The 26,605-nt window shown below is 60.9% G+C and carries 20 protein-coding genes; 16 read left to right on the top strand and 4 right to left on the bottom strand.

The genetic code is table 11. The annotated features are described in order from the left end of the window. The first annotated feature begins 21 nt into the window (after positions 1 to 21). The 10 genes from puuE (at position 22) to GTP58_RS20835 (ending at position 16,924) form a co-directional block, all read left to right on the top strand. On the top strand, positions 22 to 975 hold the full coding sequence (gene puuE, locus GTP58_RS20880) for an allantoinase PuuE (RefSeq protein ID WP_161079081.1): 954 nt from the start codon (positions 22 to 24) through the stop codon (positions 973 to 975). Positions 976 to 982: 7 nt separating this feature from the next. Next, positions 983 to 2,452 (top strand): xanthine dehydrogenase small subunit, encoded by a 1,470-nt coding sequence (xdhA, locus tag GTP58_RS20875; protein ID WP_161079080.1) that lies wholly within the window; start codon positions 983 to 985, stop codon positions 2,450 to 2,452. 11 nt (positions 2,453 to 2,463) lie between these two features. Then, on the top strand, positions 2,464 to 4,797 hold the full coding sequence (gene xdhB / locus GTP58_RS20870; protein WP_161079079.1) for a xanthine dehydrogenase molybdopterin binding subunit: 2,334 nt from the start codon (positions 2,464 to 2,466) through the stop codon (positions 4,795 to 4,797). Further along, on the top strand, positions 4,797 to 5,867 hold the full coding sequence (gene xdhC, locus GTP58_RS20865) for a xanthine dehydrogenase accessory protein XdhC (protein ID WP_161079078.1): 1,071 nt from the start codon (positions 4,797 to 4,799) through the stop codon (positions 5,865 to 5,867). The genes xdhB and xdhC overlap by 1 nt, the downstream gene beginning before the upstream one ends. 54 nt (positions 5,868 to 5,921) lie before the next feature. Next, positions 5,922 to 7,229 (top strand): guanine deaminase, encoded by a 1,308-nt coding sequence (guaD, locus tag GTP58_RS20860; protein WP_161079077.1) that lies wholly within the window; start codon positions 5,922 to 5,924, stop codon positions 7,227 to 7,229. A 14-nt stretch (positions 7,230 to 7,243) separates the two neighbouring features. Next, positions 7,244 to 8,725 carry an adenosine deaminase gene (locus GTP58_RS20855; protein ID WP_161079076.1) on the top strand — a complete coding sequence of 494 codons (1,482 nt, stop codon included), beginning with the start codon at positions 7,244 to 7,246 and terminating at the stop codon, positions 8,723 to 8,725. A gap of 650 nt (positions 8,726 to 9,375) precedes the next feature. After that, positions 9,376 to 12,813, top strand: a complete 3,438-nt coding sequence (locus GTP58_RS20850; RefSeq protein ID WP_161079075.1) for a TonB-dependent receptor — start codon at positions 9,376 to 9,378, stop codon at positions 12,811 to 12,813. Positions 12,814 to 12,960: 147 nt separating this feature from the next. Further along, positions 12,961 to 14,658, top strand: coding sequence for a bifunctional UDP-sugar hydrolase/5'-nucleotidase (locus GTP58_RS20845; RefSeq protein ID WP_161079074.1), 1,698 nt, complete (start codon positions 12,961 to 12,963; stop codon positions 14,656 to 14,658). Between the two features lie 2 nt (positions 14,659 to 14,660). Beyond that, complete coding sequence (locus GTP58_RS20840) at positions 14,661 to 15,884, top strand: phospholipase D-like domain-containing protein (RefSeq protein ID WP_161079073.1); 1,224 nt, start codon at positions 14,661 to 14,663, stop codon at positions 15,882 to 15,884. Then, entirely contained in the window at positions 15,881 to 16,924 is a 1,044-nt protein-coding gene (locus GTP58_RS20835; RefSeq protein WP_161079072.1) for a S1/P1 nuclease, read from the top strand. Before GTP58_RS20840 ends, GTP58_RS20835 begins: the two co-directional genes overlap by 4 nt. On the opposite strand, the gene GTP58_RS20830 is transcribed toward GTP58_RS20835, so the two are convergent. Beyond that, positions 16,925 to 17,836, bottom strand: coding sequence for a hypothetical protein (locus GTP58_RS20830; RefSeq protein WP_229215681.1), 912 nt, complete (start codon positions 17,834 to 17,836; stop codon positions 16,925 to 16,927). Positions 17,837 to 18,033: 197 nt separating this feature from the next. Here GTP58_RS20830 and GTP58_RS20825 point away from each other — a divergent pair, with 197 nt between their 5' ends. The 6 genes from GTP58_RS20825 to GTP58_RS20800 all read left to right on the top strand — a co-directional run bounded on the left by GTP58_RS20825 (position 18,034) and on the right by GTP58_RS20800 (position 22,910). Further along, positions 18,034 to 18,804, top strand: coding sequence for a TorF family putative porin (locus tag GTP58_RS20825; RefSeq protein WP_161079071.1), 771 nt, complete (start codon positions 18,034 to 18,036; stop codon positions 18,802 to 18,804). An 18-nt stretch (positions 18,805 to 18,822) separates the two neighbouring features. Further along, a complete protein-coding gene (locus tag GTP58_RS20820) occupies positions 18,823 to 20,811 on the top strand; it encodes a methyl-accepting chemotaxis protein (RefSeq protein ID WP_161079070.1) in 1,989 nt (662 codons plus the stop codon). A gap of 114 nt (positions 20,812 to 20,925) precedes the next feature. Beyond that, positions 20,926 to 21,516 (top strand): zinc-dependent metalloprotease family protein, encoded by a 591-nt coding sequence (locus tag GTP58_RS20815; protein WP_161079069.1) that lies wholly within the window; start codon positions 20,926 to 20,928, stop codon positions 21,514 to 21,516. A gap of 9 nt (positions 21,517 to 21,525) precedes the next feature. Then, positions 21,526 to 21,957, top strand: coding sequence for a hypothetical protein (locus tag GTP58_RS20810; RefSeq protein ID WP_161079068.1), 432 nt, complete (start codon positions 21,526 to 21,528; stop codon positions 21,955 to 21,957). A 62-nt stretch (positions 21,958 to 22,019) separates the two neighbouring features. Continuing rightward, entirely contained in the window at positions 22,020 to 22,376 is a 357-nt protein-coding gene (locus GTP58_RS20805; protein ID WP_161079342.1) for a cytochrome c family protein, read from the top strand. A gap of 12 nt (positions 22,377 to 22,388) precedes the next feature. After that, positions 22,389 to 22,910 (top strand): cysteine hydrolase family protein, encoded by a 522-nt coding sequence (locus tag GTP58_RS20800; RefSeq protein ID WP_161079067.1) that lies wholly within the window; start codon positions 22,389 to 22,391, stop codon positions 22,908 to 22,910. Positions 22,911 to 22,956: 46 nt separating this feature from the next. Here GTP58_RS20800 and GTP58_RS20795 read toward each other — a convergent pair whose 3' ends face one another. The 3 genes from GTP58_RS20795 to GTP58_RS20785 are packed head-to-tail and all read right to left on the bottom strand — an operon-like array spanning position 22,957 to position 26,538. Beyond that, the gene (locus GTP58_RS20795; RefSeq protein ID WP_161079066.1) at positions 22,957 to 23,928 is read right to left on the bottom strand and encodes an ABC transporter permease; all 972 of its coding nucleotides are present in this window, start codon (positions 23,926 to 23,928) and stop codon (positions 22,957 to 22,959) included. A gap of 7 nt (positions 23,929 to 23,935) precedes the next feature. Next, positions 23,936 to 25,012 (bottom strand): ABC transporter permease, encoded by a 1,077-nt coding sequence (locus tag GTP58_RS20790; protein WP_229215680.1) that lies wholly within the window; start codon positions 25,010 to 25,012, stop codon positions 23,936 to 23,938. Continuing rightward, positions 25,009 to 26,538, bottom strand: a complete 1,530-nt coding sequence (locus GTP58_RS20785; RefSeq protein WP_161079065.1) for an ABC transporter ATP-binding protein — start codon at positions 26,536 to 26,538, stop codon at positions 25,009 to 25,011. Before GTP58_RS20785 ends, GTP58_RS20790 begins: the two co-directional genes overlap by 4 nt. Positions 26,539 to 26,605: the final 67 nt, after the last annotated feature.

The following is a 26,605-nucleotide window of genomic DNA, read 5'->3' as shown; positions in this document are numbered from 1 at the left end:
CCCCATAGACTTGCCAGCGCCATGACCACTTACGATAACTACCCGCGCGACATGATCGGCTACGGCCCCAAACCGCCGCACGCACAATGGCCCAACAAGGAACGCGTCGCCCTGCAATTCGTTTTGAATTACGAAGAGGGCGGCGAAAACAATGTGCTGCACGGTGACGCTGGTTCGGAGACTTTCCTGTCCGAGATTATCGGCGCCGCCTCGTTCAGCAACCGCCATATGAGCATGGAGTCGCTGTACGAGTACGGTTCGCGCGCTGGTCTGTGGCGTTTGCTGCGCATGTTCGAAGACCGCAAGCTGCCGCTGACGATTTTTGGCGTGTCCATGGCGTTGAAGCGCAATCCGGAGGCTGTCGCCGCATTCAAACAGCTGGGTCACGAAATCGCCTGCCACGGCCTGCGCTGGATCTCCTACCAGAACATGGACGAAGCCACCGAGCGCGCCCACATGAAGGAAGCGGTGGACATCATCCGCGAGCTGACCGGCAGCGCGCCGCAGGGCTGGTACACGGGCCGCGATTCGCCGCAGACGCGCCGGCTGGTAATGGAGCATGGCGGCTTCCGTTACGACGCCGACCACTATGGCGATGACCTGCCGTTCTGGCAGAAGATCGATTACACCGACGAGCAAGGCAAGGCGGCCAGCGCGCCGCAGCTGATCGTGCCGTACACGCTGGATACCAACGATATGCGCTTCGCCGCCGCGCAGGGCTTCAACTCCGGCACCCAGTTCTTCGATTATCTGAAGGACGCGTTTGATGTGCTGTATGCCGAGGGCGACCCGAACGGCTTGAATCAGCCCAAGATGCTGTCCATCGGCCTGCACTGCCGCATCGTTGGCCGTCCGGCGCGCGCGGCCGCACTGGCGCGCTTCCTCGACTATGTGCAAAGCCACGAGCACGTGTGGATCACACGCCGTATCGATATCGCCGAACACTGGCGCAAGGTTCACCCATTTGTAGATTGAGATTGTGATGTCCGAACCAATTCGCTTTTACTTCCGTGGCGCAGTCCAGGAGATTCATCACGCCGCGCCGACGCGCACCGTGCTTCAGCACCTGCGCGAAGACCTGCATTGCACCGGCACCAAAGAAGGCTGCGCCGAGGGCGACTGCGGCGCCTGCACGGTGGTGGTGGGTAGCCTGAACGCGGCCGGCCAGCTGGAGATGAAGGCGGTGAACTCCTGCATCCAGTTTGCGCCTACGCTGGACGGCAAGGCCCTGTTCACGGTCGAGGACATGCAGCAGCCGGATGGCGCGCTGCATCCTGTGCAGCAGGCGATGGTGGAATGTCACGGGTCGCAATGCGGCTTCTGTACGCCGGGCTTCGTCATGTCGTTGTGGGGCATGTACCTCGACAAGGATGGCCAGCCCGCGCAGCGCAAGGAGATTGACGACTGCCTGTCCGGTAACCTGTGCCGCTGCACGGGCTACCGTCCCATCATCGATGCGGCGCATCGCATGACGGAACTGCCGAAGGTGGACTTCGACCGCGCTGCGCTGACGCTGCAGTTGCAGGCCTTGCAGCGCGATGCTGGCGCCAGCTATACCGCGCAAGGACAAACCTTCCATGCCCCGCGCACGCTGGAAGAGCTGGTGGCGCTGCGCGCTGCGCATCCCAAGGCCACCTTGCTGGCCGGCTCCACCGACATCGGCCTGTGGGTGACCAAGCAGATGCGCGAACTGGGCGACATCATTTATCTCGGCCACGTCACGGCGCTGCAAAGCGTGGAGCACAAGGACGGCATGCTGGAAATCGGCGCCGGCGTGTCGCTCAACGATGCGTACGGGGCACTGTGCAAGTTGTATCCGCAGGAGCTGGGCGAGTTGTGGCAGCGCTTTGCGTCGCTGCCGATCAGGAATGCCGGCACCTTGGGCGGCAACGTCGCCAATGGTTCGCCGATCGGCGACTCCATGCCGTGGCTGATCGCGCTGGGCAGCGAGGTGGTGCTGCAAGGCGCCGCCGGCCGCCGCGTGCTGCCGCTGGAAGCGTTCTATCTCGGCTATCAGAAGAAGGATTTGCAGGCTGGCGAATTCGTCGCCGCAGTGCGTGTGCCGCTGCCTCGCGCCAACGTGACATTCCGTACCTACAAACTGGCCAAACGCTTTGACCAGGATATCTCGGCAGTGTGTGCGGCGTTTGCATTTACGCTGGACGGCAACACCGTGGTTGACGCGCGCATCGCCTATGGCGGCATGGCTGCGACACCGTGCCGTGCGCCACGCGCCGAAGCTTCGCTCACCGGCTTGAGCTGGAGTGAAACCAATCTGCGCGTGGCGATGGATATGCTGGCGCAGGATTATGCGCCACTGTCGGATATGCGTGCGTCGAATACTTACCGCATGCAGACGGCGCAGAACCTGTTGCGCCGCTTCTGGCTGGAGACGCGCGCCGATGCGCCACTTGCGGCCGATGCCGTCAACGCCTTCGCTTGCCGCGCCTGAAAGGAGCCATCATGAATCAACCCGTTGCTCCAGCTGCGATTGCCGAATCGGCGTGGAAAGCCGTCGGTGTCGCGCGTCCGCATGAATCAGCCGAGCTGCATGTGCTGGGCCAGGCCACGTACACGGACGATATCCCCGAGCTGCAAGGCACGCTGCATGCGGCGCTCGGCCTGTCGTCCAAGGCGCACGCGCGCATTACAGCGATGGATCTGTCGCCGGTGCGCAGTTCGCCGGGCGTGGTGGCGGTGTACACGGCTGCCGATATTGTCGGCACCAATGACTGCGGTCCGATCATCCACGACGATCCTATCTGGGCGGTGGAAGAGGTGATGTACGTCGGCCAGCCGATGTTTGTGGTGGTCGCCGATACGCACGACAACGCGCGCCGTGCTGCGCGACGCGCCGTGGTGTCGTATGAAGAACTGCCTGCGATCTTTACGCCGCAGGAAGCCAAGGCTGCCGGTTCATACGTGCTGCCGCCGATGCAACTGAAGCGCGGCGATTATCAGGCCGCGTTCGAGCAGGCACCGCACGTGGTGAAGGGCCAGCTGTTTGTCGGCGGCCAGGAGCAGTTCTACCTGGAAGGGCAGATCGCCTACGCGATTCCGAAAGAAGATAACGGCCTGCTGGTGCAGTGCTCGACGCAGCACCCGAGCGAGATGCAGCACGTCGTGGCGCATGCCATCGGTGTGCATTCGCACAAGGTGCAGGTGGAGTGCCGCCGGATGGGCGGCGGCTTTGGCGGCAAGGAATCGCAGTCGGCACTGTGGGCAGCTTCTGCCGGTATCGCTGCTTCCAAGCTGCGCCGCCCCGTCAAGCTGCGCGCCGACCGCGATGACGACATGCTGGTCACCGGAAAACGCCACTGCTTCTATTATGAGTACGAGGTGGGCTATGACGACAACGGCAAGATTCTGGCCGCACGCGTGGACATGACTTTGCGCGCGGGCTTTTCGGCTGACCTGTCCGGCCCCGTGGCGACGCGGGCCGTGTGCCACTTCGATAATACTTACTACCTGTCGGACGTGGATATCCGCGCCGGCTGCGGCAAGACCAACACGCAGTCGAATACGGCGTTCCGTGGCTTTGGCGGCCCGCAGGGCGCGATTGCGATTGAGTACATCATCGACGAGATCGCGCGCAATCTGGGGCGCGACGCGCTGGACATCCGTTGCCTCAACTTCTATGGCAAGACCGAACGCAATGTCACGCCCTATGGCCAGGAGATTGTCGATAACGTCATCGAAGCGCTGACGGCGGAACTGGAGCAAACCAGCGAATACCGCGCGCGCCGCAAGGCGATTGACGCATATAACGCCACCAGCCCGGTGCTGAAAAAAGGCATTGCATTCACGCCGCTGAAATTTGGCATCGCCTTCAACGTCACGCACCTGAATCAGGCCGGTGCGCTGGTGCATGTGTATGTCGATGGCTCGGTGCTGGTCAACCATGGCGGCACGGAGATGGGGCAGGGCATCAACACCAAGGTGATGCAGGTGGTGGCGCATGAACTGGGCCTCGACCTGTCTCACGTGCGTGCGACGGCAACGGATACCAGCAAGGTGGCGAATACCTCGGCTACGGCGGCATCCACAGGGGCAGACCTGAACGGCAAGGCGGCGCAGGATGCGGCGCGGCAGATACGCGAGCGCTTGGCGGCGTACGCGGTCAAGCTGTATGGGGATGAAGACGGCCAGCCGGTGCGCTTCTTCGACAATCACGTACACGTGAATGGCCACACGGTGGCGTTTGCGGAGCTGGTGCAAAAGGCTTATCTGGCACGCGTGCAGCTGTGGTCTGACGGTTTCTATGCGACGCCTAACCTGCACTGGGATCCGAAGACCATGAACGGCCACCCATTCTCCTATTACGCTTACGGCGCGGCTGTCTCGGAAGTTGTGGTCGATACGCTGACGGGCGAGTGGAAGCTGCTGCGTGCCGACGCACTGTACGACGCCGGCCGTTCGCTGAATCCGGCCATCGACCTTGGCCAGGTGGAGGGGGCGTTCATCCAGGGCATGGGGTGGCTGACCACGGAGCAGCTGTGGTGGAACCCTGCCGGCAAGCTGATGACGCACGCGCCTTCGACCTACAAGATCCCTGGCATCTCGGACTGCCCGGAAGACTTCCGCGTGAAGCTGTTCGATAACGGCAATGTGGAAGACAGCATTCACAGCTCGAAGGCGGTGGGCGAGCCGCCGTTGCTGCTGCCGTTCTCGGTGTTCTTTGCGATCCGCGATGCGATTTCGGCGGTGGGCGGGCATCGCGTCAATCCGCCGCTGAATGCACCGGCAACCAGTGAAGAGATACTGCGGGCCGTGTCCGTGGTGGAAATGGCGGCGTGATGAACGAGTGGCTGACAGCGCAAGTGTCGGAACCGGCAGTGCTGGTGACCGTGGCAATCGTGGAAGGCTCCGGCCCCCGCGAGCCCGGCGCCAAGATGCTGGTGACCGCGCGCGGCCAGCACGATACGATAGGCGGTGGTCATCTGGAGATGTGCGCCGTCGAACTAGCGCGCGCGATGCTTGCGGCGCCGCCTGGCAGCGCAGCCATGGCGCGGCTGGAGCGCTATCCGCTCGGCCCCAAACTGGGGCAATGCTGCGGCGGCGTCGTGCATCTGGCGTTTGAGCTGGTGACGCCGGCCTTGGGCGCGGTGCTGGCCAGTCTGAATATGCGTCGCCGTGAGGACGGCTGGCGTGTTAGCGCCATTGATGGTCCGGCAGCCACGCTGCTGCTGGATGCCGATGGTCTATTCGTGGTCGGTTCACCGCAAGCGCGCAGCACAGGGGCGAAGGTGATCGATGGCGCTGTCAGCGTACCGGCCGTGGACCGTGAACGGGGCACGCATATTCTGCGGGACGCCGCCGGCCGCCGCTGGCTGGTTGATCCCTGTCTGGCTCCGCGCGCGCATCTGGTGTTGTTTGGCGCCGGTCATGTTGGTGCGGCCATCGTGCGGATGTTGGGTGAGCTGCTTTGCACCGTGACCTGGGTGGATGAGCGTGACGAAATGTTCCCCGCCAGCGTACCAGCCAATGTCAGCGTCGAAGCGACTGATATGCCGGAAGCCTGCGTGGCCAGCGCGCCCGCCGGTGCCAGCTATCTGGTCATGACGCACAGCCATGCGCTGGATCAGCGCCTGTGCGAAGCCATCCTCGCGCGTGAGGATGTGGGCTGGTTTGGTTTGATCGGTTCGCAGACCAAGCGCGTGCAGTTTGAACGCCGCATGGCCGTGCGCGGCCTGCCGCAAGAACGCATCGACAGCATGGTTTGTCCGATCGGCCTGCCCGGCATTACCAGCAAACTCCCTGCTGCCATCGCCGCCTCCGTGTGCGCCCAATTGCTGATGGTGTGGGAGGCGCAGCAGATCGCAGCGCTGAATGCAGCAACGCCGGTCCGCCTGGTTGCCGTGCTATAGCGCGCCCGCGCCGCTTCTCCGCTAATATTCGAATTCAAGCTTAGAAAGAACGACATGAAATCCAACCTGCAAGCCTACCGTGGCAGCTTGCTGCACTTTCTCGCCGATCCGGCTTTCAGCGACCAGTCACACGACTGGTTTGAAGATGGCCTGCTGATCGTTGAAAATGGCAAAGTCAATGCGGTGGGCGACTACGCCGCGCTGCATGCCAGCCTGCCGCCAGGCACCGTGGTGCATGACTACAGCGGCAAGCTGCTGATGCCGGGCTTTATCGACACCCACATCCATTATCCGCAGACCGACATGATCGCTTCGCCGTCGGAAGGTCTGCTGCCATGGCTGGAGACCTACACTTTCCCGTCCGAACGCCAGTTCGAGGACAGCACGCACGCAGCCAACGTGGCGGACTTCTTCCTCGATGAGCTGCTCCGTTGCGGCACCACCACTGCCATGGTCTACTGCACGGTGCATCCGCAATCGGTGGACGCGTTCTTCACCGCCAGCGAACAGCGCGGGCTGCGCATGGTGGCGGGGAAGGTGATGATGGACCGGAACTGCCCCGACTTCCTGCGCGATACGGCCGAAACCAGCGCGCGCGATACCGAGGCGCTGATCCAGCGCTGGCACAAGCGTGGCCGTTCGCTGTACGCGATCACGCCGCGCTTTGCGCCGACATCGACCGAACAGCAGCTGCATCTGGCCGGTGAGCTGGCACGCGCCTACCCGGATACCTTCATCCAGACGCACGTGTCGGAAAACGAAGCGGAATGTTCATGGGTGCGCGAGCTGTTCCCCGCGTCGCGCAGCTACATCGATGTGTACGACAGCTACGGCATGATGCGTCCGCGCGCGATGTACGGCCACTGCATCTGGCTCAATGAACGCGATCGCGAGCGCATGGCGGAAACCCAGTCTGCCGCAGCGATCTGCCCGACCTCCAACCTGTTCCTCGGTAGCGGCCTGTTTGACTTTGAACGCGCCGACCAGGCCGGCGTACTGCTCTCGCTGGCGACGGACGTTGGCGGCGGTACTTCCTTCTCCATGTTGCAAACGATGAATGAAGCCTATAAAGTAGCGCGCTTGAAGGGCAGTTATCTGCCCGCGTTGCGGATGTTTTACCTGGCCACGCTGGGCGCCGCGCGCAGCATGCAGCTGGAAGGCACGATCGGTAATTTCAGCACAGGCGCCGAAGCGGATTTCATCGTGATCGATCCGCAGGCGACGCCGCTGCTGCAGCGCCGGACTTCGCGTAGCGGCAGCCTGGAAGAGCTGCTGTTCGCGCTGGCCCTGCTCGGCGATGACCGCGCAATTGCTGCCACCTATGCCAATGGCCGCCAGGTGCATGTCCGCGAAACGACTTAATTAAGGAAAGCCTCATGAAGAAAAACATCGCCAGTCTCAAAGCCGCTGCGCTTGCCGCCGCTGTGTTCTGCGCCATGCCGCACGGTGCGCAAGCCGCCAATGCCAACGAGGAGGCGACCAAGCGCCACTTCGCCTCGCTGGTCGCGCCAGGCAAGGAGCCCAAGCTCGCCGAACTGACGATGTTCTTCACCATGATGCCGAAAGGCGGCGACCTGCATCACCATTACTCCGGCGCGCTGTATGCCGAGCAGTATCTGGAGTGGGTGGACAAGGAAGGCTTCTGCGTCAACAAGAATACCTATCTGATCGACGTCAGCAAAGCGGTGGCGCAGGCGGAGCAGGGCAAGCCGCTGGCGGACCGCGCGTGCCTGTCCGGTCAGGATGTGATGAACAATAACACCGTGCTGGCCAACCTGCTGCAGCGCTGGTCGGACAAGGACTTCTACAACCACAGCGGCCTGCAGTCGCCGCCGGACCGCCAGTTCTTCGACACCTTCGGCTACTTTGGCCCGGTATCCTCGACCAACACGGCGGATGGCCTGCAGCGCCTGAAGCAGCGCGCGATCCAGGAAAACGTCAGCTACATCGAAACCATTTTCGAGATCGCGCCGATTGCGATGGATGCGGACTTCGACAAGAAGGCGCAAGCTGGCGCCCTGACCGACGCCGACTTTGCCGCGCTTGGCGCCAGGCTGGATCAGGACAAGGCCTACCAGGGCTGGATCGCTTCCTATATCGACAACGTTGACAAATCCGGCGCCGGCATCGACGACGCCAATTTCACGCTGCGCTACCAGCCGTTCGCGCTGCGTTTCCTGACGCCGTCGCAGGTGTATTCGCAAATCCTGTCCAGCTTCAAGCTGGCGTCCACCCATCCTAAGATCGTCGGCATCAACATCGTGGGCCAGGAGAGCGTGAACGTGTCGATGCGCGACTACGCGCTGCACATGCAGATGTATAAATTCCTCAAGGCCAAATATCCAAAGGTGAAGCTGGCGCTGCACGCGGGTGAACTGGCGCTGGGCATGGTGCCGCCGGAGGGCCTGACCTTCCACATCAAGGATGCGCTCGATGTCGCCGGCGCCAACCGCATCGGCCACGGCATGGATATCGCCCACGAAAGCAATCCGCTGGCGATCATGAAAAAAATGCGTGATGAGAAGATCGCGGTGGAGGTCAACCTCAGCAGTAACGACTTCATCCTGGGCATCAAGGATCAGGCTCACCCTGTCACGCTGTACCGCAAGTATGGTGTGCCGTACGTATTGTCGACCGATGACGCCGGCGTATCGCGTAATAATCTGTCCGGCGAGTACGTGCTGTATGCGGCCCGCTACCAGCCGGATTACGCGGAAGTCAAAAAGCTGTCATATGACAGCATCCGTTATTCCTTCCTTGCGGACACCGACAAACAGCGCCTTTTGAAGGCATTGGACGACAAATTCGCCAAATTCGAAGCGGAAATTGCCGGTTCGAAAACCAAACCGGCCCGCTGATCCCGGCCGTCAGGCGCGCGATGTGTGGGATGCATGCCACACATCGCCGCTTTGTTACAAACTATCCCACCTTTTAACGACCACGCTGTCGTTGTCATAAAACACAGTAATTATCAAAAGCAAGAGTTTTCTTGTTAATGCTGTTGTCTTTGCGCCACAATATTTAGTGGCCACACTCGGTCTTTTTGTGCATTTGGCAATGAAAGGAATTCATGCTGCGCTGCGTGGCATATAATTCCGCCTGCTTATTATCAGGCTGGCATGAAGGGCATTTTTTTATGACCTAAGTATGACTTATTTATACGTTTATCGTCTGAATTCCTAAGCTAAAACGTATTTGTCACGCATTTTTCCTTAATGGCATAGTTCGGGAAATGATCCAAAAAAGCAAGTTTATTGCTTTCTCTATAGTCCAGAATTCGTAAGTATTGCGGATGACGCGGCGCGCAAGATGCGTGGGTTTATGTCACAAAGTTGTCATAAACGCGTCATCGTCATGACATATTCGGTCGTTACACTCACCCGCTGCCCTTGGCACGCCGGGAAATATAACGGCCAGACCAGTTGCAGCAAAAGTAAGAGGGAATACCTGCTATCCGCAAGGGTTTCATATAACTATTAGTTAATTTAGTCTTTTTTGGGGTTATACAATGATCAATCATAAACGGCTCAAGCTGACGCAAATTGCGCTCAGCCTGTCTATCGCGCTAGCGGCAGCACCGGCCTTTGCACAGAACACCACCTCGGCGATTGGTGGCCGCATTTCCGTGACCGATGGCAAACCAGCCTCCGGCGCGACTGTCACCATCACCCACGTTGAATCTGGCACGGTCAGCAGTGTTGTTACCGACGCCGAAGGCCGTTATGTACAGCGTGGTCTGCGTACCGGTGGTCCATTCACCATCACCATCACCAAAGATGGCGTGACCGAAACCCGTGAGAACGTGTTCACCCAGCTGGCGGAAACCGCCACCGTGGACGCGACCCTGGGTCCAGTCATGCAAACCGTGACCGTTGCTGGCTCCGCTAGCCGCTCGGAACGCTTCTCGAAATCGAACATGGGCGCCGGCACCAGCATCACCGCGACCGAACTGGCGATCCAGGGTTCGATCAACCGTAACCTGCAAGACTATGCCCGTTCGGACCCACGCGTTTCGCAGACCGACAAAGAGCGCGGCGAAATGTCCGTGGCCGGCCAGAACTCGCGTTACAACTCGCTGACCATTGACGGCGTGGCCGTGAATGACACCTTCGGTCTGGAATCGAACGGCAGCCCGACCGCCAAGCAGCCGATCTCGATCGAAGCGATCCAGTCGGTGCAGGTCAACGTGGCCAACTATGACGTCACCCAGAAGGGCTACACCGGCGGCAACATCAACGCCGTGACCAAGTCCGGTACGAATACCGTCAAGGGTAACGTCTACTACGTGTTCCGTAACGACCGCCTGGCCGGCGACCGCTACAACGCGTCGAACGACACCTACACCGCACCAGCACCGTTCAAGGAAACCACCAAGGGTGCGACCGTTGGCGGCCCGCTGATCAAGGACAAGCTGTTCATCTTCGCGGCCTACGAAAAACTGGAATCGACCCGTAACGCGCCGTCCTTCGGCCCGATCGGCAGCGGTTACACCAACGTCGGTATCAACCCGTCGGCCATCAGCGCGGCGCAAGACATCGCCAAGAACACCTACGGCGTCAACATCGGCGACTCGACCCTGACCGCCGGTTCGCAGCTGACCGTGGATGACAGCCTGGTGAAACTGGACTGGAACATCAACGACAACCACCGCGCCATGGTGCGTTACTCGAAGACCAAACAGGCAGAACCACAATTCACCGGCATGAGCGCCACTGGCCTGTCGCTGAATTCGGAATGGTTCTCGCAAGGTAAAACCATCGAGACCCTGGTCGGCCAGTGGACCGCCGACTGGAGCCCGAACTTCTCGACCGAGTTCAAAATCTCCTCGCGCGATTACGACAGCGTTCCTGCGCTGAACTCGACCCTGCCGCTGATCAACCTGTCGTTCACCGGTAACAACGCGCCAGGCACCCCGGCTTCCGTGCCGACCACCGCGCGTACCCTGTCGTTCGGTACCGACAACAGCCGTCAGCGCAACATCCTGGGCACCAAAACCAAGGATGCCTACCTGGGCGCCAACTGGAGCATCGGCGACCACGAAATCAAATTCGGCGGCGACTACAGCAAGAACGACGTGTACAACGCCTTCCTGCAAAACATCTGGGGCAACTACACCTTCTCGTGCGTCCAGAACTGGAACTACGCCTTCCTGGGCGGCGGCAACCTGGCTGATTGCAGCAAGCTTAGCAACGCTGACATGCAGGCTGCCGTGCTGGAAAACTTCCGCATCGGCCGTCCATCGTCGTACACCGTGCAGACCCCGAATTCGGGCTACTCGCTGGATCAGGCAGTATCGAACTTCAGCATGAAGAATCTGGGCGCCTTCGTACAGGACACCTGGAACGTCAGCAACAACCTGACCGTGAGCTACGGCCTGCGTCTGGACGCGACCCGCATGGGCGACCGTCCACTGCGTAACGTACTGGTGGCTGCACCGGTGGGTCCGGTCGACGCCAATGGCCGTCAGACCGGCGGCTTCGGCATCGACAATACCCAGACCTTCGATGGCCAGAACGTATGGCAGCCGCGCGCCGGCTTCAACTACAAACTGGACCGCGAACTGCCAACCCAGGTACGTGGCGGTGTCGGCCTGTTCCAGGGCGCGGCAGCGACCGTATGGCTGTCCAACCCGTTCTCGAACCCTGGCGTGGCGACTTCCAGCATCAGCTGCAACTCGTCGACCAAGGCTTGCCCTTCGGTTGGTGGCACCTTCACCCCGGACATCACCAAGCAGCCTACCGTCCTGAGCGGCGGCACCAGCTCGGCGCAGATCAACGTCGACGCCCTGGCGCCTGGCCTGAAACAGCCTTCGGTCTGGAAAGGCAATATCGCGTTTGACACCGAACTGCCATGGTATGGCATGGTGCTGGGCCTGGAAGTGCTGAAAACCCAGGTTAAAGACGGTATCTACTACCAGAATATGAACCTGGGCAAAGCCACCAAGATCGGTACCGATGGCCGCGAACTGTACTACACCTCGGGCGGCTACAACACCGCTTGCTGGCAGTCGACTGGTTCGTTCGTGACCACCGGCGGCGTCTGCGGCACCACCGGCACCACCCCGGCACGTAACAAGGCAGGCAGCAACCCAGCCTACAACAACGTGCTGGTTGCCACCGGTACCCATCAAGGCGGCAGCAACGTGATCACCGCCTCGCTGAGCCGTCCAATGACCAACGGCATCCAGTGGTCGGTGGCTTACTCGTACACCGAAGCACGCGAAGTGTCGCCACTGACCTCGTCGACTTCGAGCTCGAACTTCTCGGGCCGCTCGGTACTCAACCCGAACGAAGAAGTTGCCGCCAACTCGGGCTACCTGGTGAAAGACCGCGTCAACGCGCTGGTCAACTTCCAGAAACGCTTCTTCGGTACCTACAAAACCACCTTCGGCATGTTCTATGAAGGCCGTACCGGTAAGCCATACAGCTGGACCATCAACAATGACTTGAACGGTGACGGCCTGTCCGGTAATGACCTGATGTACATCCCTTCGGCGCCAGGTTCGGGCCAGGTCGTGTTCTCTGGCGATACCGCGACCAACCATGCTAACGAAGACAAGTTCTGGTCGATCGTCAATGCCAACCCAGTGCTGAAGAAAGCTGCTGGCGGCGTTGTAGGCCGTAACACCGACTTCTCGCCATGGACCAACACCTTCGACCTGCGTATTGCCCAGGAATTCCCAGGCTTCTTCAAAGGTCACAAAGGTTCGTTCTCGCTGGACATCTTCAACTTCGGCAACCTGCTGAACAAGCGTTGGGGCCGTATCAACGAAGTGGGCTTCCAGGCTGCTGGTGCGCAAGCACGTAGCTTCGTCGACTACGTTGGTCTGGATTCGGCTGGCCGTTACGTCTACAAAGTACGTGACACCGTTGAAGCCCTGGACGTACGTCAAGTCAAAGGCGAATCGCAGTGGGCGATCCAGGCTACCGTCAAGTACGAGTTCTAATCTCGACAAGACTGGTCTGAACCACACATGACAGAAAACGGCTGATGGCAACATCAGCCGTTTTTTTATTTGTAACGTAGTCTGCCTGGCATTTTTGAAGGCGGCGTTGCGCTGTACAATATTCGATTCCAACCCAGTTAGTTCGCAATGAAAAAATATCTGAGCCTGGTGGCGGTGACAGCACTGGCAGGCTGCGCATGGCTGCAGCGCACCCCATCCTTGCCGCCCGGTGTGGCGGAAGTGCAGCTGGTGACACTGAACGATTTACACGGCAATCTGGAAGCCAGCAAATTCAGCTGGGACAGCGCAGCCGGCGGCGGTGAGCGCATCATCCAGGCCGGCGGCATCGATACGCTGGGCGCGGCGCTGCAAGCGTGGCGCAAGCAGGACCCGGAGCTGCTGCTGGTCGGCGCCGGCGATCTGATTGGCGCCAGTCCCGCGATCTCGTCGATGTGGGCGGATGAGCCGACCATCGGCGCCCTCAACCTGCTTGGCCTGCGCGCCACCTCGGTGGGCAATCACGAATTCGACCAGGGCCGCATCGAACTGCTGCGCCAGCAGAAGGGCGGCTGCGTGTCGCCGCGCGCGGACAAGGCCTGCCAGTTTGACGGCCCATACAAGGGCGCGCAGTTTCAGTACCTGGCCGCCAACGTGATCGACATGGTGACGCGCAAGCCGGTGCTGCCGGCCTACAAAATCGAGACCGCGCATGGCGTCAAGGTGGCCTTTATCGGCACGGTGCTGCGCGATACGGCGGAATCGTCGCTGGCGTCGGGCATTGCCGGCCTCGAGTTCATCGATGAAGCGGACGCCATCAACCGCCAGTTGCCGGAATTGCGCCAGCAGGGCGTGGGCGTGTTTGTGGTGCTGATCCATCAGGGCGGCCGCACCACCGATAAATTCGACCAGCAGGACTGCGCCAATCTCAAAGGGCCGATTGTGGACGTGGTCAAGCGTCTGGATCCGGCGATTCGCGTGGTGGTCAGCGGGCATTCGCACCAAGGCTATCTGTGCAAGGTGGATGGCCGCATGGTGACGCAGTCCGACATGGGCGGCCATGTGCTCGGCCGCATCAAGCTCACGGTGGACACCAATACCAACACGGTACGCAGCGTCAGTGCGGGTCAGGAGGTGATGATGCCGGGCGCCTGGCCAGCCGATCCCGTGCTGACGGCCTATATCGACAAGGCGCGCCAGCGCAGCAACGCCGCATTGGCGAAACCAGTGGCCAGGCTGGCCGTTTCCGGCATCAAGCGCGAGAAGCACCATGACCGCGAGTCGGCACTGGGCGATCTGGTGGCGGATTCCATGCTGTACGCGGGGCGTTCTTTCGGCGGCCAGATTGCGCTGCAAAATCCCGGCGGCATCCGCCAGGACCTGGAGACGCTGGGTGGCAATCATGTGACGCTGGGCCAGGCCCTGGCCGTGCTGCCGTTTGGGAATACCCTGATTGCCATGAATCTGCGTGGTGCGCAGGTCGTGCAGCTGCTGGAAGAGCAATGGATGGGAGGACGCGCCACCTCGCGCGGCTTCCTGCAAGTGTCGGACGGCTTTTCGTACGAGTGGGACGCGGCGCAGCCCGAGGGCCACAAAATCGTACCGGGCAGCGTCAAGCTGAATGGCGTGCCGCTGGAGATGGATGCGTCTTACCGCGTCATCACCAATAACTTCCTGGCCGAAGGCGGTGATGGCTTCCCGACTTTCACCAAGGGCAGCGGCCGCGCGCCGACCAATATCCGCGATATCGATGCGCTGACCGGCTATCTGGCCCGGCGCGACCAGGACGGCAAGCCTGCCGGCGCCACCGCGCCAGCCGTCCGTTTCAAGAGCATACAAAAGGAGTAAAGATGCGTCGTATTTTGATTTCCACCCTGGTCGCGGCTAGCGTGCTGGCAGCGCCGGCCTACGCCGAATTTGCCATTCCCGGCTATGAGCTGGTGCAGACTGCACCGGTAGAAACCCCGCTGCACAGCGATGACCTGCGCAGTGCCGCGCAAGTGTGGACCGAACTGTTTGACAACGCCAAAAGCGAAATCGTCATCGGCCAGTTCTATGCCGTCATCAAGCCTGGCAGCGTGTTTGAAAAAGTGGTGGAGCATCTGGAAGCCGCAGGCAAGCGCGGTGTGAAGATCCGCTTCCTGCTGGACCAGAAAGGCGTGAACCTGTCGGAGCAGCCCAGCATTGAACGCCTGAAGGCGATCCCGAATATGGAGTTCCGCGTCCTCGACTTCAACAAGCTGACCGGCAACGGCATCATTCACGCCAAGTATCTGGTGGTGGATGGCGCGACCGCCTATATCGGCAGCCAGAACTTCGACTGGCGCTCGTTTGAACATATCCATGAAACCGGCTTGCGCATCACCGATCCGAAGGTGGTAGGGCAGGTGCTAGCCATCTTCAACCAGGACTGGCGCGCGCAGGCGCTGACCTCGCAGGGCCAGACCGCGCCGGCGCTGAATGCGAAGACCGTCATGGCAGACATTCACCAGAATGCCTTCCTGCTGTCCAGCCCTAACCAGTACAACCCTGCCGGCGTGGGCGATTCCGAGACCGGCCTGCCTGCCCTGCTGGCGGAGGCCAAGGAGGAAGTCCGCATCCAGCTGCTGGACTATGCGCCGCTGAGCTATGGCCCGAAAGGCACGCGTCCCTACTACGCAGTCATTGACAACGCGGTGCGCGCCGCTGCCAACCGTGGCGTCAAGATCAAGCTGATGGTCTCCAACTGGAACCTGGAAAAGCCGGCGCAGGCCTACCTTAAAAGCCTGGCGGTGCTGCCCAACGTGGAGATCCGCATTGTGACGCTGCCGGTGGCATCGACCGGCTTCATTCCGTTCGCGCGCGTCATCCACAGCAAGACCATGGTGATCGATAACCAGATCGCCTGGGTCGGCACCAGCAACTGGTCCGGCGGCTATATGGACCTGTCGCGCAATCTGGAAGTGGTGATGCGCAACGAGAAAATGGCGCAGCGTCTGGCGGCCTTGCAGGAGCAGACCTGGAGCTCGTCGTATGCACAGCCGCTCGACATCAACAAACAATATCCGAAACCGGCAAAAGGCAGCCCTGAATGAACAAGCTTGCATGCATCCTGGCGCTGAGCAGCGCCTTCGTATCGTTCAACGCCCACGCCTGGGGCAACGATGGCCACCGCACGGTGGGCGCGATTGCCGATCAGCTCATCAAGGGTAGCGCTGCCGAGAAGCAGGTGCAGGCCTTGCTGCTGCCGGGTGAAAGCCTGTCCAGCATTGCTACCTGGGCGGACTGCGTGAAGGGTACTTACTGCGGCCCGCAGTCGGACGAGATGGTGGCCTACACCACCGCCAATCCCAAACACGCCGAGTATCACTACACGGATGTGCCGTATCAGCTGGCGCATTACGAAGACCATGGCGTGGGCACGGCCGATCATGACATCGTGCAGACGCTGAAGCAGTGCATCGCTGTACTGCAAGGGCAGGGCAATGCCACCACCAATCCGCACAACTTCACGCCGCGCCAGGCGCTGCTGATGCTGACCCACCTGACTGGCGATATCGCTCAGCCGCTGCATGTGGGCGAAGGCTATGTTGGCAAGAGCGGCGGTTTCGTGGTGCCGACGCAAAAGCAGCTGGACGACAAGGAAGCCTTTGCCACGCAGGGTGGCAACAATCTGCTGCTGGATGATATCCGCCTGACGGCCAGCAGCACCAGGCTGATGCCGCCGGACGACAAGCCGGCGCCGGCCACGCCACAAGCCACGCGCGCCTTCCATTCCTACTGGGACACCACGGTGGTGAACTACGCCTTCCGCCGTCTCGGTGTGCGTACGCCGGAGCAGTTCGCGCAGAAAGTCATCGCGGACAATCCTGTTGTCGCGCCCAACAGCGGCGACGCCGTCACCTGGCCATACCAGTGGGCGGATCAGACGCTGGTGGTGGCCAAGCTGGCCTACGCCGATACGCTGCCGGGTGCCATGGCCCAGCAGACCAGCAAGACTACCGGCGAACTGTATAACGTCTGGCCGCTGTCGATTCCTGACAATTATCCGGTGCCGTCATCGGCGGCCGCCAGATCGCAGCTGATACAGGGCGGCTACCATCTGGCCTCGGTGCTGAAGGCGATCTGGCCCTGATTACTTGCCCGTTAGTGGATTGAACCAGAGTTCGCTGCGTGACAGCGGCGTCTCTGGTGTCAGGTGCGGATTGCGTACGTGGAGTACGCGCCGCTTCTGTAGCTCTCCCGCCTTGATGCTCGCCCCTTTGTATTGCTGGAACAGGGTGTTGAGCGATCCATCCCTGATCATCACTTCCACCCCTTCGCTGATGCGCCGCGCCAGCAGCTTGCCTTCGGCATCGCGGCGCAGGAAGAAGTACAGCGGCAGGGGATATTGCAGCAGCAGCGTCGGCTCCACCACCAGATGCGGGTGCACGCCGCGGCGCTCCCGGTACTCGCGTTGCGCCTCGTCGATGCCGCGTGAGAAAAAATCAAAACGGCCCGCGCTCAGCATGCCGAACAGACCCGGGTAGTTGGTGCCTTCCACTACATTGAATCCCGCCGCGCGCAGGATGGGAACATCAATCCAGTCTTTGCCTTGCCCCACACTCAGCTTGCGCAAATCGTCCAGCGTGCGTACGGCCGCAAAACGGGGCAGGTCACTGTCGCGTACCAGGAACATGCGATAGCCCAGCAAGCCTCTGTCTATCGGCAGGCGCACCGGCAGGAACTGCTGTTCCAGTTCCGGCGATGTCGCGCGTGCAAAGATGTTGATACGGCCACCTGGCGTGAACAGTTCCTGGGCCACGCGCTGCGACGACATGGGATGTGTGGACTGGTGCAGTTCGAACGGACCATAGCGCGCTTCGGTCTTCTGCAAGGCCACGCGCAGCACCGCCCAGTCGTATTCGTAGCGGCTGTCGGCATCTTCGCTGGCCGTCAGCGGATACACCACGCGCGCCATGGCGGCGACCGCGTTGGTACTGGACAGGCAGCAGGCCAGCAATAACAGGCAGCGCGTCAGGTTTTTTTTGTATCCAGGCTGGTTCATCCCAGCAGTGTGCCATGCCTGCATCGCCTCTATCAAGTCGCTATGGCCGTGCAGCTTAACAACGAATGATTCCCGCCTGGGCGGGTTCAGTTGACTTAGTCATTCCTGACTGTCTATGCTAGGGCATCTCGGCCCAGACCCCGCCGTTCTTATTGTATTTTCAATCAGATCAAAGTTGTCAGACAAGGGGAGGCTTCATGAAGTATGCCTGGAGTGCATGTGCATTGATGATGCTGTTCGGTGGCGCGGCGCCAGTCCGTGCGCAGACGGCGCCAGAGGTATCACCGTTCACCGCGAACGTCACGCTGGCTTCACAGTACATCTCGCGCGGCTTCCGCCAGACCTGGGGCAAGCCCGCACTGCAAGGCGGTTTCGATTACGCCGCCCCGAACGGATTTTCGGCCGGCACCTGGCTGTCCACGGTCAGCAATCGCTTCGTTGAAAACGGCACCGTTGAATGGGACGTGTATGGCAATTACGGCGCTACTGTCGGCGATGTGGGCTACAGCGTCGGCTACTACCACTACCTCTATCCGGGCGCCGAATACAACGCCACCCACACCACGTATAACTACGGCGAAGTGGCGCTGGGCCTGACCTACAAGTTCGCCTACGCCAAATACAACTACACGGTGACGCCGGAATTCTTCGGCATCGAGAACGCGCGCGGCACCGGCTATCTGGACATCGGCGCCAATCCGGACTTGGGCAATGGCTGGACGCTCAATCTGCACTTTGGCCATGGCCGCGTGGCCCACAACAGCATGTGGAACTGGCGCGATTACAAGGTGGGTGTCAGCAAGCTGGTGGCGCCTGGCTGGACGGTGTCGGCCGCCTACACCAGGGCGCATGCACTGACCAACGCCTATGACAACTACACGCTGGGCATTCCCAATTCTGCGGGCGTGATCGAAACCTCCAATCCCGCGCAGGGCACGCTGGTGCTGGCGCTGACCAGATCCTTCTGATTCTTACAGCGATTATTTATGGCGATTTCACTTTCCTTGAATGGCAAAATCTGCGCGGCGGCCACCGCGCTGGTGGTCCTCAGTCTGGCGGTCACGGCCACCGTCACCGGCATACGCAGCAGCGCCAGTGCGGAAGCGGCGGCGATGAATCTGGCGCGGACCTCGGCGCGCGAAGTGGCCGGGACGCTGCAAGCGCGTATCGCCACCAATCTGTCGGCGGTGATCAACCTGTCGGCGGCCATGCGCAGCACGCGCGGCGCCAATCAGACACTGGCGCGCGACCAGATCAACGAGATGGTCAAGGCGACGCTGGCGGGATCGGATGACCTGATCGGCGCCGCCGTCACCTGGGAGCCGAATGCGCTGGATGGCAAGGACGCCGAGTTCGCCGGCAAGCAGCCGCTGTACGATGCGAGCGGGCGCTTCATGCCGTACTGGACGCGCACCCCGAGCGGTACGCCGCATGTGGAGCCGATCGTGTTTGACAGCGCGCCCGGCGCCAACGACTGGTATGACATCCCCAAGCGCAGCGGCAAGGTGTTCTTCACCGAGCCGTATATCTATCCGGTGGATGGCAAGCCGACGCTGATGGCGTCGCTGGTGTCGCCGATTATGATAGGCGGCCAGTTCAAAGGCACGGCCAGCGCGGACTTCATGCTGACCCGCCTGGGCAAGATTCTCGCTGAGCTGAAAGTCATCGAAGGCGGCAAGCTGACGCTGATCTCCAGTGGCGGCCTGTATGCCAGCCATCCGGTGGCGGAAAAGCTGGGCAAGAAAGCGGATGACCTGCCGCCAGCGGCGCTGGAACGCATACGCCAGGGGCAGACCTATGAATACGAGGATGACCAGGGCACGGTGCACTTGCTGCAGCCGCTGTTCATCCACGCCGAGACGGCGCCATGGTCGGTGCAGCTGACCTTCCCGAAACGTGTGGCGACCGCGCCGGCGCGCGAACTGCTGCTGTACACGCTGATTGTCTCGCTGGTGTGCGCGGTGGCGACGGCGTTTATCCTGATTACCGTGGTGTTCCGCCTGACCGAGCCGCTGCGCAAACTCGGTGAACGCATGACGGCGCTGGCCGGCGGCGATGCGGACCTGAGCGTGAAGCTGGAAGTGAGCGGCAACGACGAGCTGGCGGTGATCGGCACCGGCTTCAATCAGTTCGTCGGCAATATCCATGACGTGCTGTTGCAGGTCAGCGCCAGTGCCGAGAATGTGGAGCGCGGCAGTTCCGAGATCTCGCACGGGAACAGCGACCTGTCCGCGCGCACCGAGCAGCAGGCCAGCGCGCTGGAAGAGACGGCGGCCTCGGTGGAGGAGCTGACCAGCACCGTCAAGGAAAATGCCGACAATGCGCGCCAGGCCAATCAGCTGGCGGATTCGGCGTCCGCAGTGGCGCAGCGCAGCGGTGCGGTGGTGGCGCAGGTGGTGGCCACGATGGCGTCGATCAATGAGTCGTCCAGCAAGATCGTCGATATCATCAGCGTCATCGATGGCATCGCTTTCCAGACCAATATCCTGGCCCTGAATGCGGCGGTGGAAGCAGCGCGCGCCGGCGAGCAGGGGCGCGGCTTTGCGGTGGTGGCGTCGGAAGTGCGTAGCCTGGCGCAGCGCAGCGCCGCTGCGGCCAAGGAGATCAAGGTGCTGATCGATGACTCGGTCGGCAAGGTGGCCGATGGCAGCCGCCTGGTGGACGAAGCCGGCAGCACCATGGATGAAGTGGTGGCCAGCGTGCGCCGCGTAACGGAGATCATGAGTGAAATCACGGTCGCCACGGCGGAGCAGAGCCAGGGCATCACGCAGGTCAACCAGGCCATCACCGAGATGGATGGCGTGACCCAGCAGAACGCGGCGCTGGTGGAGCAGGCTGCAGCTGCGGCGGAAAGCCTGAAAGAGCAGGCGGCGACGCTGGCGCAGGCGGTCAGCGTGTTCAAGCTGGATCGTGGCGCCGCTGGTATGCCGGCCCGCGCTGCCGCCGCGCCGCAGGATCGCCTGCGTTTGCGCTAAGCGGCGTCAGTTTGTTGCTATAAAACAACTTCACAAAAAGCGATTATTGATGCTAGGATTGCATCATTGCACATTTTGCAATGTGTGCATTTCCTTTAACTTTTTGAGAAGAACATGACTGCTGTCGTAACCAATCCCAATCTGACCGGTGTCTGCACGACCAATGGTAATTCTAGTGAGATCACCATCATTCTGCCATTCAAAAATGAGAGCGCTGTCGATTCGAGCACTATCATAAATTCAACAAAACAATTTGTGGATGGAAATTATCATACAGCAGATGGCAGAGATATCTCGGTCAATGTGGCGCTGGTCGATGGCGCGGGCGGCACGGTGTTCCACAACGGCGTTGCGACCAACGATGCTGCGCCGCGCGCCTATGCTGAAGTTGGCGGGAATAATGTCTACCTTTACCCGTCTTCCGATAATTACACCGTTGCGCATGAACTGACCCACAATATCGGGTTGAAAGATAGCTATACCGAAGGTAGCGCAGGCGTTGTCAACCAGCCTGGCCTGATGGGGACCTATGGCGACCATATGAATGCGAACGAGGCGGCCGCCTTGTATGATAATTACTGCGGTGGTAACGCGGGTATCCAGATCATCGGTGGCGGCGGTGGCGGCGGTGGCCCGCGGGTTGAAGCGATGGACTCCGCAGACTGCATGTTCTTCGATAACTATTCCGGTATGCAAATTTACTGAAAATTCTCTATGGGAAATTTGAAAAGTATCGTTCTGGCGTTGGCCCTGGTTGGCGGGACTGGTTCCGCCATGTCGGCGGAGGCACTATGTTCCGGGAAGGCCATCCAGCCTGTTGCGCCGTCCGTCGCCGCTGACGGCGTGGTGCAGCTTACGGGTGAACAGTTGGTGAATGCCGAGCGCATATTAGGCGAGGCCAAGCTGAAAGAAGTCGATCCGGCGCTGATGGGGATGGCGGCGGTGCCTGGCCAACTGCATTATCTGGTGCGTGCCGCGGCTTTTACCAAAGCATCCAATCATTTCAAAGGCAGAATCCTCGACCATACGCTGTACATTTCGGCGCATATGCTTGGTCACGCGCGCGAAGTTGAACCGGCAGTGCTTAGCTTATCCTCGCCGGTGTCTGTTAATGCGGTGGAGTGTGCTCACTTCGCCACTGAATAAGGCTGGACCGGTTCGGGCAAGGCGCGCTTGCTGCCTTGCCCGATATGGCTCCGGGTTTTTTTATGCGCGCTTATTTTTTGTTGACGCTGTTGTTGGCCGGGCAGGCCGCTGCCGCCGGTGATCCAAAGAATGGTGCGGCGCTGTTCCAGCGTTGTGCTTCCTGTCATGCGGTAGGACCGTATGCGAGTGCGGGTTACGGGCCGCAGTTGAACGCCATCGTTGGCCGCCGCTCCGCATCGACCAGGGACTATAAATATTCGGAAGCGATGAAAAAATCCGGACTGGTGTGGGATGAGAAGACGCTGGCAGCATTCCTGCGTGCGCCGCATGATGTGGTACCGGGAACCAGTATGCGCTTCTGGGGAATCAAGGATGAACAGCAGCTCGCCGATCTGCTGTCGTATATGAAAAAATTTTAGCTAGGAGTGTGTATGCGCGCTGCGCTGATGGTCATTGATTTTCAAAATGCAGTCTTTACCGAATCGCCAGCGGGCTATCAGGCCGACGTGGTGATGGAACGAATCCGCAAGCTGATCGCAAAAGCCCGCGCCAGCGGTACGCAGATTATCTACATCCAGCACGATGAAGCTGGCACCGAATGGGCATTGAATGGCAAAGGCTGGGCGTTTCCGGAAGCGATTGCGCCGCAGGCAGGTGACTTTGTCAGTCCTAAAAACCAGTGCGACGGCTTTTTCAACACCGGGTTAACAGCGTTCCTGAACGAGCAGGAGATCCAGCGCCTGGTGATCTGCGGCTTCGCGACCGAGTTTTGTGTGGATACGAATGTACGGCACGCCGCCAGCAGCGGCTATCCGGTCACGCTGGCGATGGATGCCCACACCACGCGCGACCGCGCGCACCTTAACGCGGCCAGCATTATCGAACACCATAATGCGACCTGGCGCAATTTCGGCGGCATCCAGTTGCTGAACAGCGAAGAGATCGTTTTCTAGGATACAGACAGCAGGCCACCGGCCTGCTGTCCTGCAGGAAGAGGCTTTAGCGGGACTTGACGAACGGCGTACCCAGCGCTTTTGGCGCCACCGACTTGGCCATCAGGCCCGCCAGCACGATCACGGTCAGCACGTACGGTACCATCTGGATCAGCGCGCCCGGCAGGCGGCCAACCACAGGCAGTTCCACGCCTTCGATCTGGATCTGCACGGCGCCGAAGAAGCCGAACATCAAACAGCCCAGGAAGGTGTACAGCGGACGCCAGTTACCGAACACCATGGCGGTCAGCGCCAGGTAGCCCGCACCGGCCGACATGTCGCGCAGGAAGAAGCCACTTTGCACGATCGACAGGTAGGCGCCCGACAGCGAGCACAGTGCGCCCGCGATCAGCATGGCGAAGTAACGCTGGCGTTCCACGCTGACGCCGGCGGCATCGGCGGCATGCGGGTTCTCGCCACAGGCGCGCAGGCGCAGGCCGAAGCGGCTGTGGTAGACCACCCAGTGCACCAGCGGCACCAGCAGGAAGGCCACATACACCAGCACCGAATGGCCGCCGATCAGGTGCGCGTACAGCCAGCCGAGGAAGGGGATATTCTCCACGGCCGCAGAACCGGGCAGCACCACGTCGAACAGGCGCGCCGAGCCCAGGTCCGGCGTACGTCCGCCTTGCTGGAAGATGTACTGCGCCACCACGAAGGTCAGGCCGCTCATGGCGATGTTGATGGCGATGCCGGCCACCAGCTGATTACCCTTTTGCGAGATGGCGACATACGCCTGCAGCGTTGCCAGCAGCACCGACACCAGCATGCCGGCCATTACGCCGTACCATGGGTTCTGGGTGGTGAGGGCGACGGCGGCCGAGACGAACGCCGACGCCAGGATCTTGCCTTCCAGGCCAATGTCGATCACGCCCGAACGTTCGGCGAATAGGCCGGCCATGCCGGCGAAAATCAGCACCGGCGCATTGCGCACGGTCGATACCAGGATACTGCCGATATGCAGGTCATCAAAAGTCATATCGTCCTCACTTCTTCAGTTTGAGCATTTTGGCGATGGCCGGGCCGTACATATTTTCCATCGCGCCGCAGAACAGGATGATTACGCCCTGCACCAGAATCACCATCTCTGGCGGGATGTTCTGCTTTTCCAGCGACAGGTCAAAGCCGCCTTGCGTCAGCGCGCCAAACAGCACGGCCGACAGGAAGATGCCGACCGGATGCTGGCGTCCCATGAGCGCAATCGCAATGCCGATGAAGCCTGCGCCGCCAACGAAGTTGAGCGACAGGTAGTGGGTCGAACCCATGATGGAATTGACCGCGCCCAGGCCGGCCAGACCACCCGAAATCAGCATGACAATGATGATCATTTTGCTGATGCGGATGCCGGCGTAGTGCGCTGCATGCGGATTGAGGCCGGTCGCACGCAGCTTGAAGCCCCACGCGGAACGCGATACCACCACGCCGTAAATCACCAGCGCGATAATCGCCAGGAAGAAGCTGATGTTGAACGGCGTCTCGCCGAGGATGGGGAACCACTGGTTCAGGCGCGGCATTTCGGCAGCGGCGGCAAACGCGCGGCTGGCCGGATTCTGCTCGCCGTCCGGGATCATGTATTTCACGATCACGAAGTTCATGAGCTGCGAGGCGATGAAGTTGAACATGATGGTGGTCACCACCACGTGGCTGCCGCGCTTCGCTTGCAGGAAACCGGGCAGGAAGGACCACAGCGCGCCAAACAGCGCCGCGCCCAGGATGCCGACCGGGATCAGGATCCAGGCCGGCAGCGTGTGGTCGAACGCCAGCATGGCCCAGGCCAGACCCAGGCCGCCCACATACATCTGGCCTTCGGCGCCGATGTTGAACAGGCCGGCCTGCATGGCGATCGAAACCGCCAGGCCGGTGAAGATAAAGGTCGAGGCATAGAACAGCGTGTAGCTCAGGCCTTCCGGATTGACGACGGCGCTGTTGACCAGGATGGCCAGCGATTCGGTCGGGCTTTCGCCCAGCAGATGGATCACCAGTGCCGTCACCAGCATGGCGGACAGCAGATTCAGTACGGGCATGACAAACGCAGTGGCCCAGCGTGGCAGGTCTTTATTCATGATTTATGCATGCCCCCCATCAGCAGGCCGATGCGGGTGGTGTCGAATTCTTCAATTTTCAGTTCGCCGGTGATGCGGCCGCCGCACATGACCAGGATACGGTCCGCCAGCGCGCGCACTTCTTCCAGCTCCACGGAGACCAGCAGGATGGCCACGCCTTCATCACGCAGCTTGAGCAGCTGGGTGTGGATGCTTTCGATGGTGCCGATGTCGACGCCGCGCGTCGGCTGGCCGACCAGCATCAGCTTGGGCTGCGCCAGCACTTCGCGCGCGATCACCACCTTCTGCTGGTTACCGCCGGACAGCAGGCCGATACGCAGGTCGTGGTTGTTCGGACGCACGTCAAAGTTCTTCATCAGCTCCGCGCAGCGCGCCGCGATGGCCTTGAAGTCCAGCAGGCCCCAGCGATTTTTCAGCTTGTCCTGGTAGCCGAAGATGGTGTTGTGCATGACCGAGAAGGCCTTGATCACGCCATCGCGCAAGCGGTCTTCCGGCACGTGGGCGATGCCCAGTTCGCGGAAGGTGCGCGGCAGGCCATCGGCATCCGAGCGGCCGGCGAAGGGCAGGGCCTTGTTCAGGAAGTTCAGCTTGCCGGAGGTTGGCAGGCGCATGCCCGACAGGATCTCCATGAGTTCACTCTGGCCGTTGCCGGACACGCCGGCAATCGCGACGATCTCGCCAGCGCGCAGCGTGAAGCCGATGTCGGCCAGCAGCTTGACGCCCTGGTCGTCCAGCAGCTGCAGCTGGTCTACTTCCAGCACCGGTGCGCCCGGGTTGTACGGTTTGCGCGGCAGGTTGTTTTCAATCGGACGGCCGACCATCATATTGGCCAGGTCTTCCTTGGTGGTGCCGGCGGTCGGCACGGCGCCGATCACGCGGCCGCCGCGCATCACGGTGACGGTGTCGGTGATGTCGAGGATCTCTTGCAGCTTGTGCGTGATCAGGATGATGGTCTTGCCCTGTTCCTTGAACAGGCGCAGGATCTCGAACAGCGATTCGGTTTCCTGTGCAGTCAGCACCGCAGTCGGCTCGTCCAGGATCAGGATGTTGGCGCTGCGGTAGATCTGCTTGAGGATCTCCACGCGCTGCTGCGCGCCCACCGACAAATCATGGATGGTGGCCAGCGGATCGACTTCCAGGCGGTAGCGCTTGCAGATCTCGCGCAGTTCCGCTTCCACCTTGGCGCGCTTGGCGTTGAGTTTGAAGCCGCCTTCGCTGCCCAGCATGACGTTATCGAGCACGGTCATGTTCTCGACCAGCATGAAGTGCTGGTGCACCATGCCGATGCCGAGGGCAATCGCCTCCTGGCTGCTATGGATGCGGCGTGCCTGGCCATCGAGCAGGATCTCCCCGCCGTCGGCGCGGTAGTATCCGTACAGGATGCTCATCAGGGTCGATTTGCCGGCGCCGTTCTCGCCCACCAGGCCATGGATGGAACCCTTGGCAATGGAGAAGCTGACGTCCGTGTTCGCTTTTACAGCTCCGAAATGCTTGGAGATGCCGCGAAATTCTACTGCTGGCTGCATAGGATCGTTTTCGGTGCAGTTAATTAAAATGTTAAACGCGCCGCACGGGGGAAAAGCCCCGGCGGCG

This window comes from Duganella sp. CY15W (assembly GCF_009857555.1).
Classification (GTDB): domain Bacteria; phylum Pseudomonadota; class Gammaproteobacteria; order Burkholderiales; family Burkholderiaceae_D; genus Rugamonas; species Rugamonas sacchari.
The sequence above is the reverse complement of the archived record's forward strand: the minus strand, read 5'-3'. Positions and strand labels throughout refer to the sequence as shown.

Coding starts and splice junctions, on each gene's coding strand:
- puuE (WP_161079081.1), top strand. CDS start 22: ATGACCACTTACGATAACTACCCGCGCGACATGATCGGCTACGGCCCC.
- xdhA (WP_161079080.1), top strand. CDS start 983: ATGTCCGAACCAATTCGCTTTTACTTCCGTGGCGCAGTCCAGGAGATT.
- xdhB (WP_161079079.1), top strand. CDS start 2,464: ATGAATCAACCCGTTGCTCCAGCTGCGATTGCCGAATCGGCGTGGAAA.
- xdhC (WP_161079078.1), top strand. CDS start 4,797: ATGAACGAGTGGCTGACAGCGCAAGTGTCGGAACCGGCAGTGCTGGTG.
- guaD (WP_161079077.1), top strand. CDS start 5,922: ATGAAATCCAACCTGCAAGCCTACCGTGGCAGCTTGCTGCACTTTCTC.
- GTP58_RS20855 (WP_161079076.1), top strand. CDS start 7,244: ATGAAGAAAAACATCGCCAGTCTCAAAGCCGCTGCGCTTGCCGCCGCT.
- GTP58_RS20850 (WP_161079075.1), top strand. CDS start 9,376: ATGATCAATCATAAACGGCTCAAGCTGACGCAAATTGCGCTCAGCCTG.
- GTP58_RS20845 (WP_161079074.1), top strand. CDS start 12,961: ATGAAAAAATATCTGAGCCTGGTGGCGGTGACAGCACTGGCAGGCTGC.
- GTP58_RS20840 (WP_161079073.1), top strand. CDS start 14,661: ATGCGTCGTATTTTGATTTCCACCCTGGTCGCGGCTAGCGTGCTGGCA.
- GTP58_RS20835 (WP_161079072.1), top strand. CDS start 15,881: ATGAACAAGCTTGCATGCATCCTGGCGCTGAGCAGCGCCTTCGTATCG.
- GTP58_RS20830 (WP_229215681.1), bottom strand. CDS start 17,836: ATGAACCAGCCTGGATACAAAAAAAACCTGACGCGCTGCCTGTTATTG.
- GTP58_RS20825 (WP_161079071.1), top strand. CDS start 18,034: ATGAAGTATGCCTGGAGTGCATGTGCATTGATGATGCTGTTCGGTGGC.
- GTP58_RS20820 (WP_161079070.1), top strand. CDS start 18,823: ATGGCGATTTCACTTTCCTTGAATGGCAAAATCTGCGCGGCGGCCACC.
- GTP58_RS20815 (WP_161079069.1), top strand. CDS start 20,926: ATGACTGCTGTCGTAACCAATCCCAATCTGACCGGTGTCTGCACGACC.
- GTP58_RS20810 (WP_161079068.1), top strand. CDS start 21,526: ATGGGAAATTTGAAAAGTATCGTTCTGGCGTTGGCCCTGGTTGGCGGG.
- GTP58_RS20805 (WP_161079342.1), top strand. CDS start 22,020: ATGCGCGCTTATTTTTTGTTGACGCTGTTGTTGGCCGGGCAGGCCGCT.
- GTP58_RS20800 (WP_161079067.1), top strand. CDS start 22,389: ATGCGCGCTGCGCTGATGGTCATTGATTTTCAAAATGCAGTCTTTACC.
- GTP58_RS20795 (WP_161079066.1), bottom strand. CDS start 23,928: ATGACTTTTGATGACCTGCATATCGGCAGTATCCTGGTATCGACCGTG.
- GTP58_RS20790 (WP_229215680.1), bottom strand. CDS start 25,012: ATGAATAAAGACCTGCCACGCTGGGCCACTGCGTTTGTCATGCCCGTA.
- GTP58_RS20785 (WP_161079065.1), bottom strand. CDS start 26,538: ATGCAGCCAGCAGTAGAATTTCGCGGCATCTCCAAGCATTTCGGAGCT.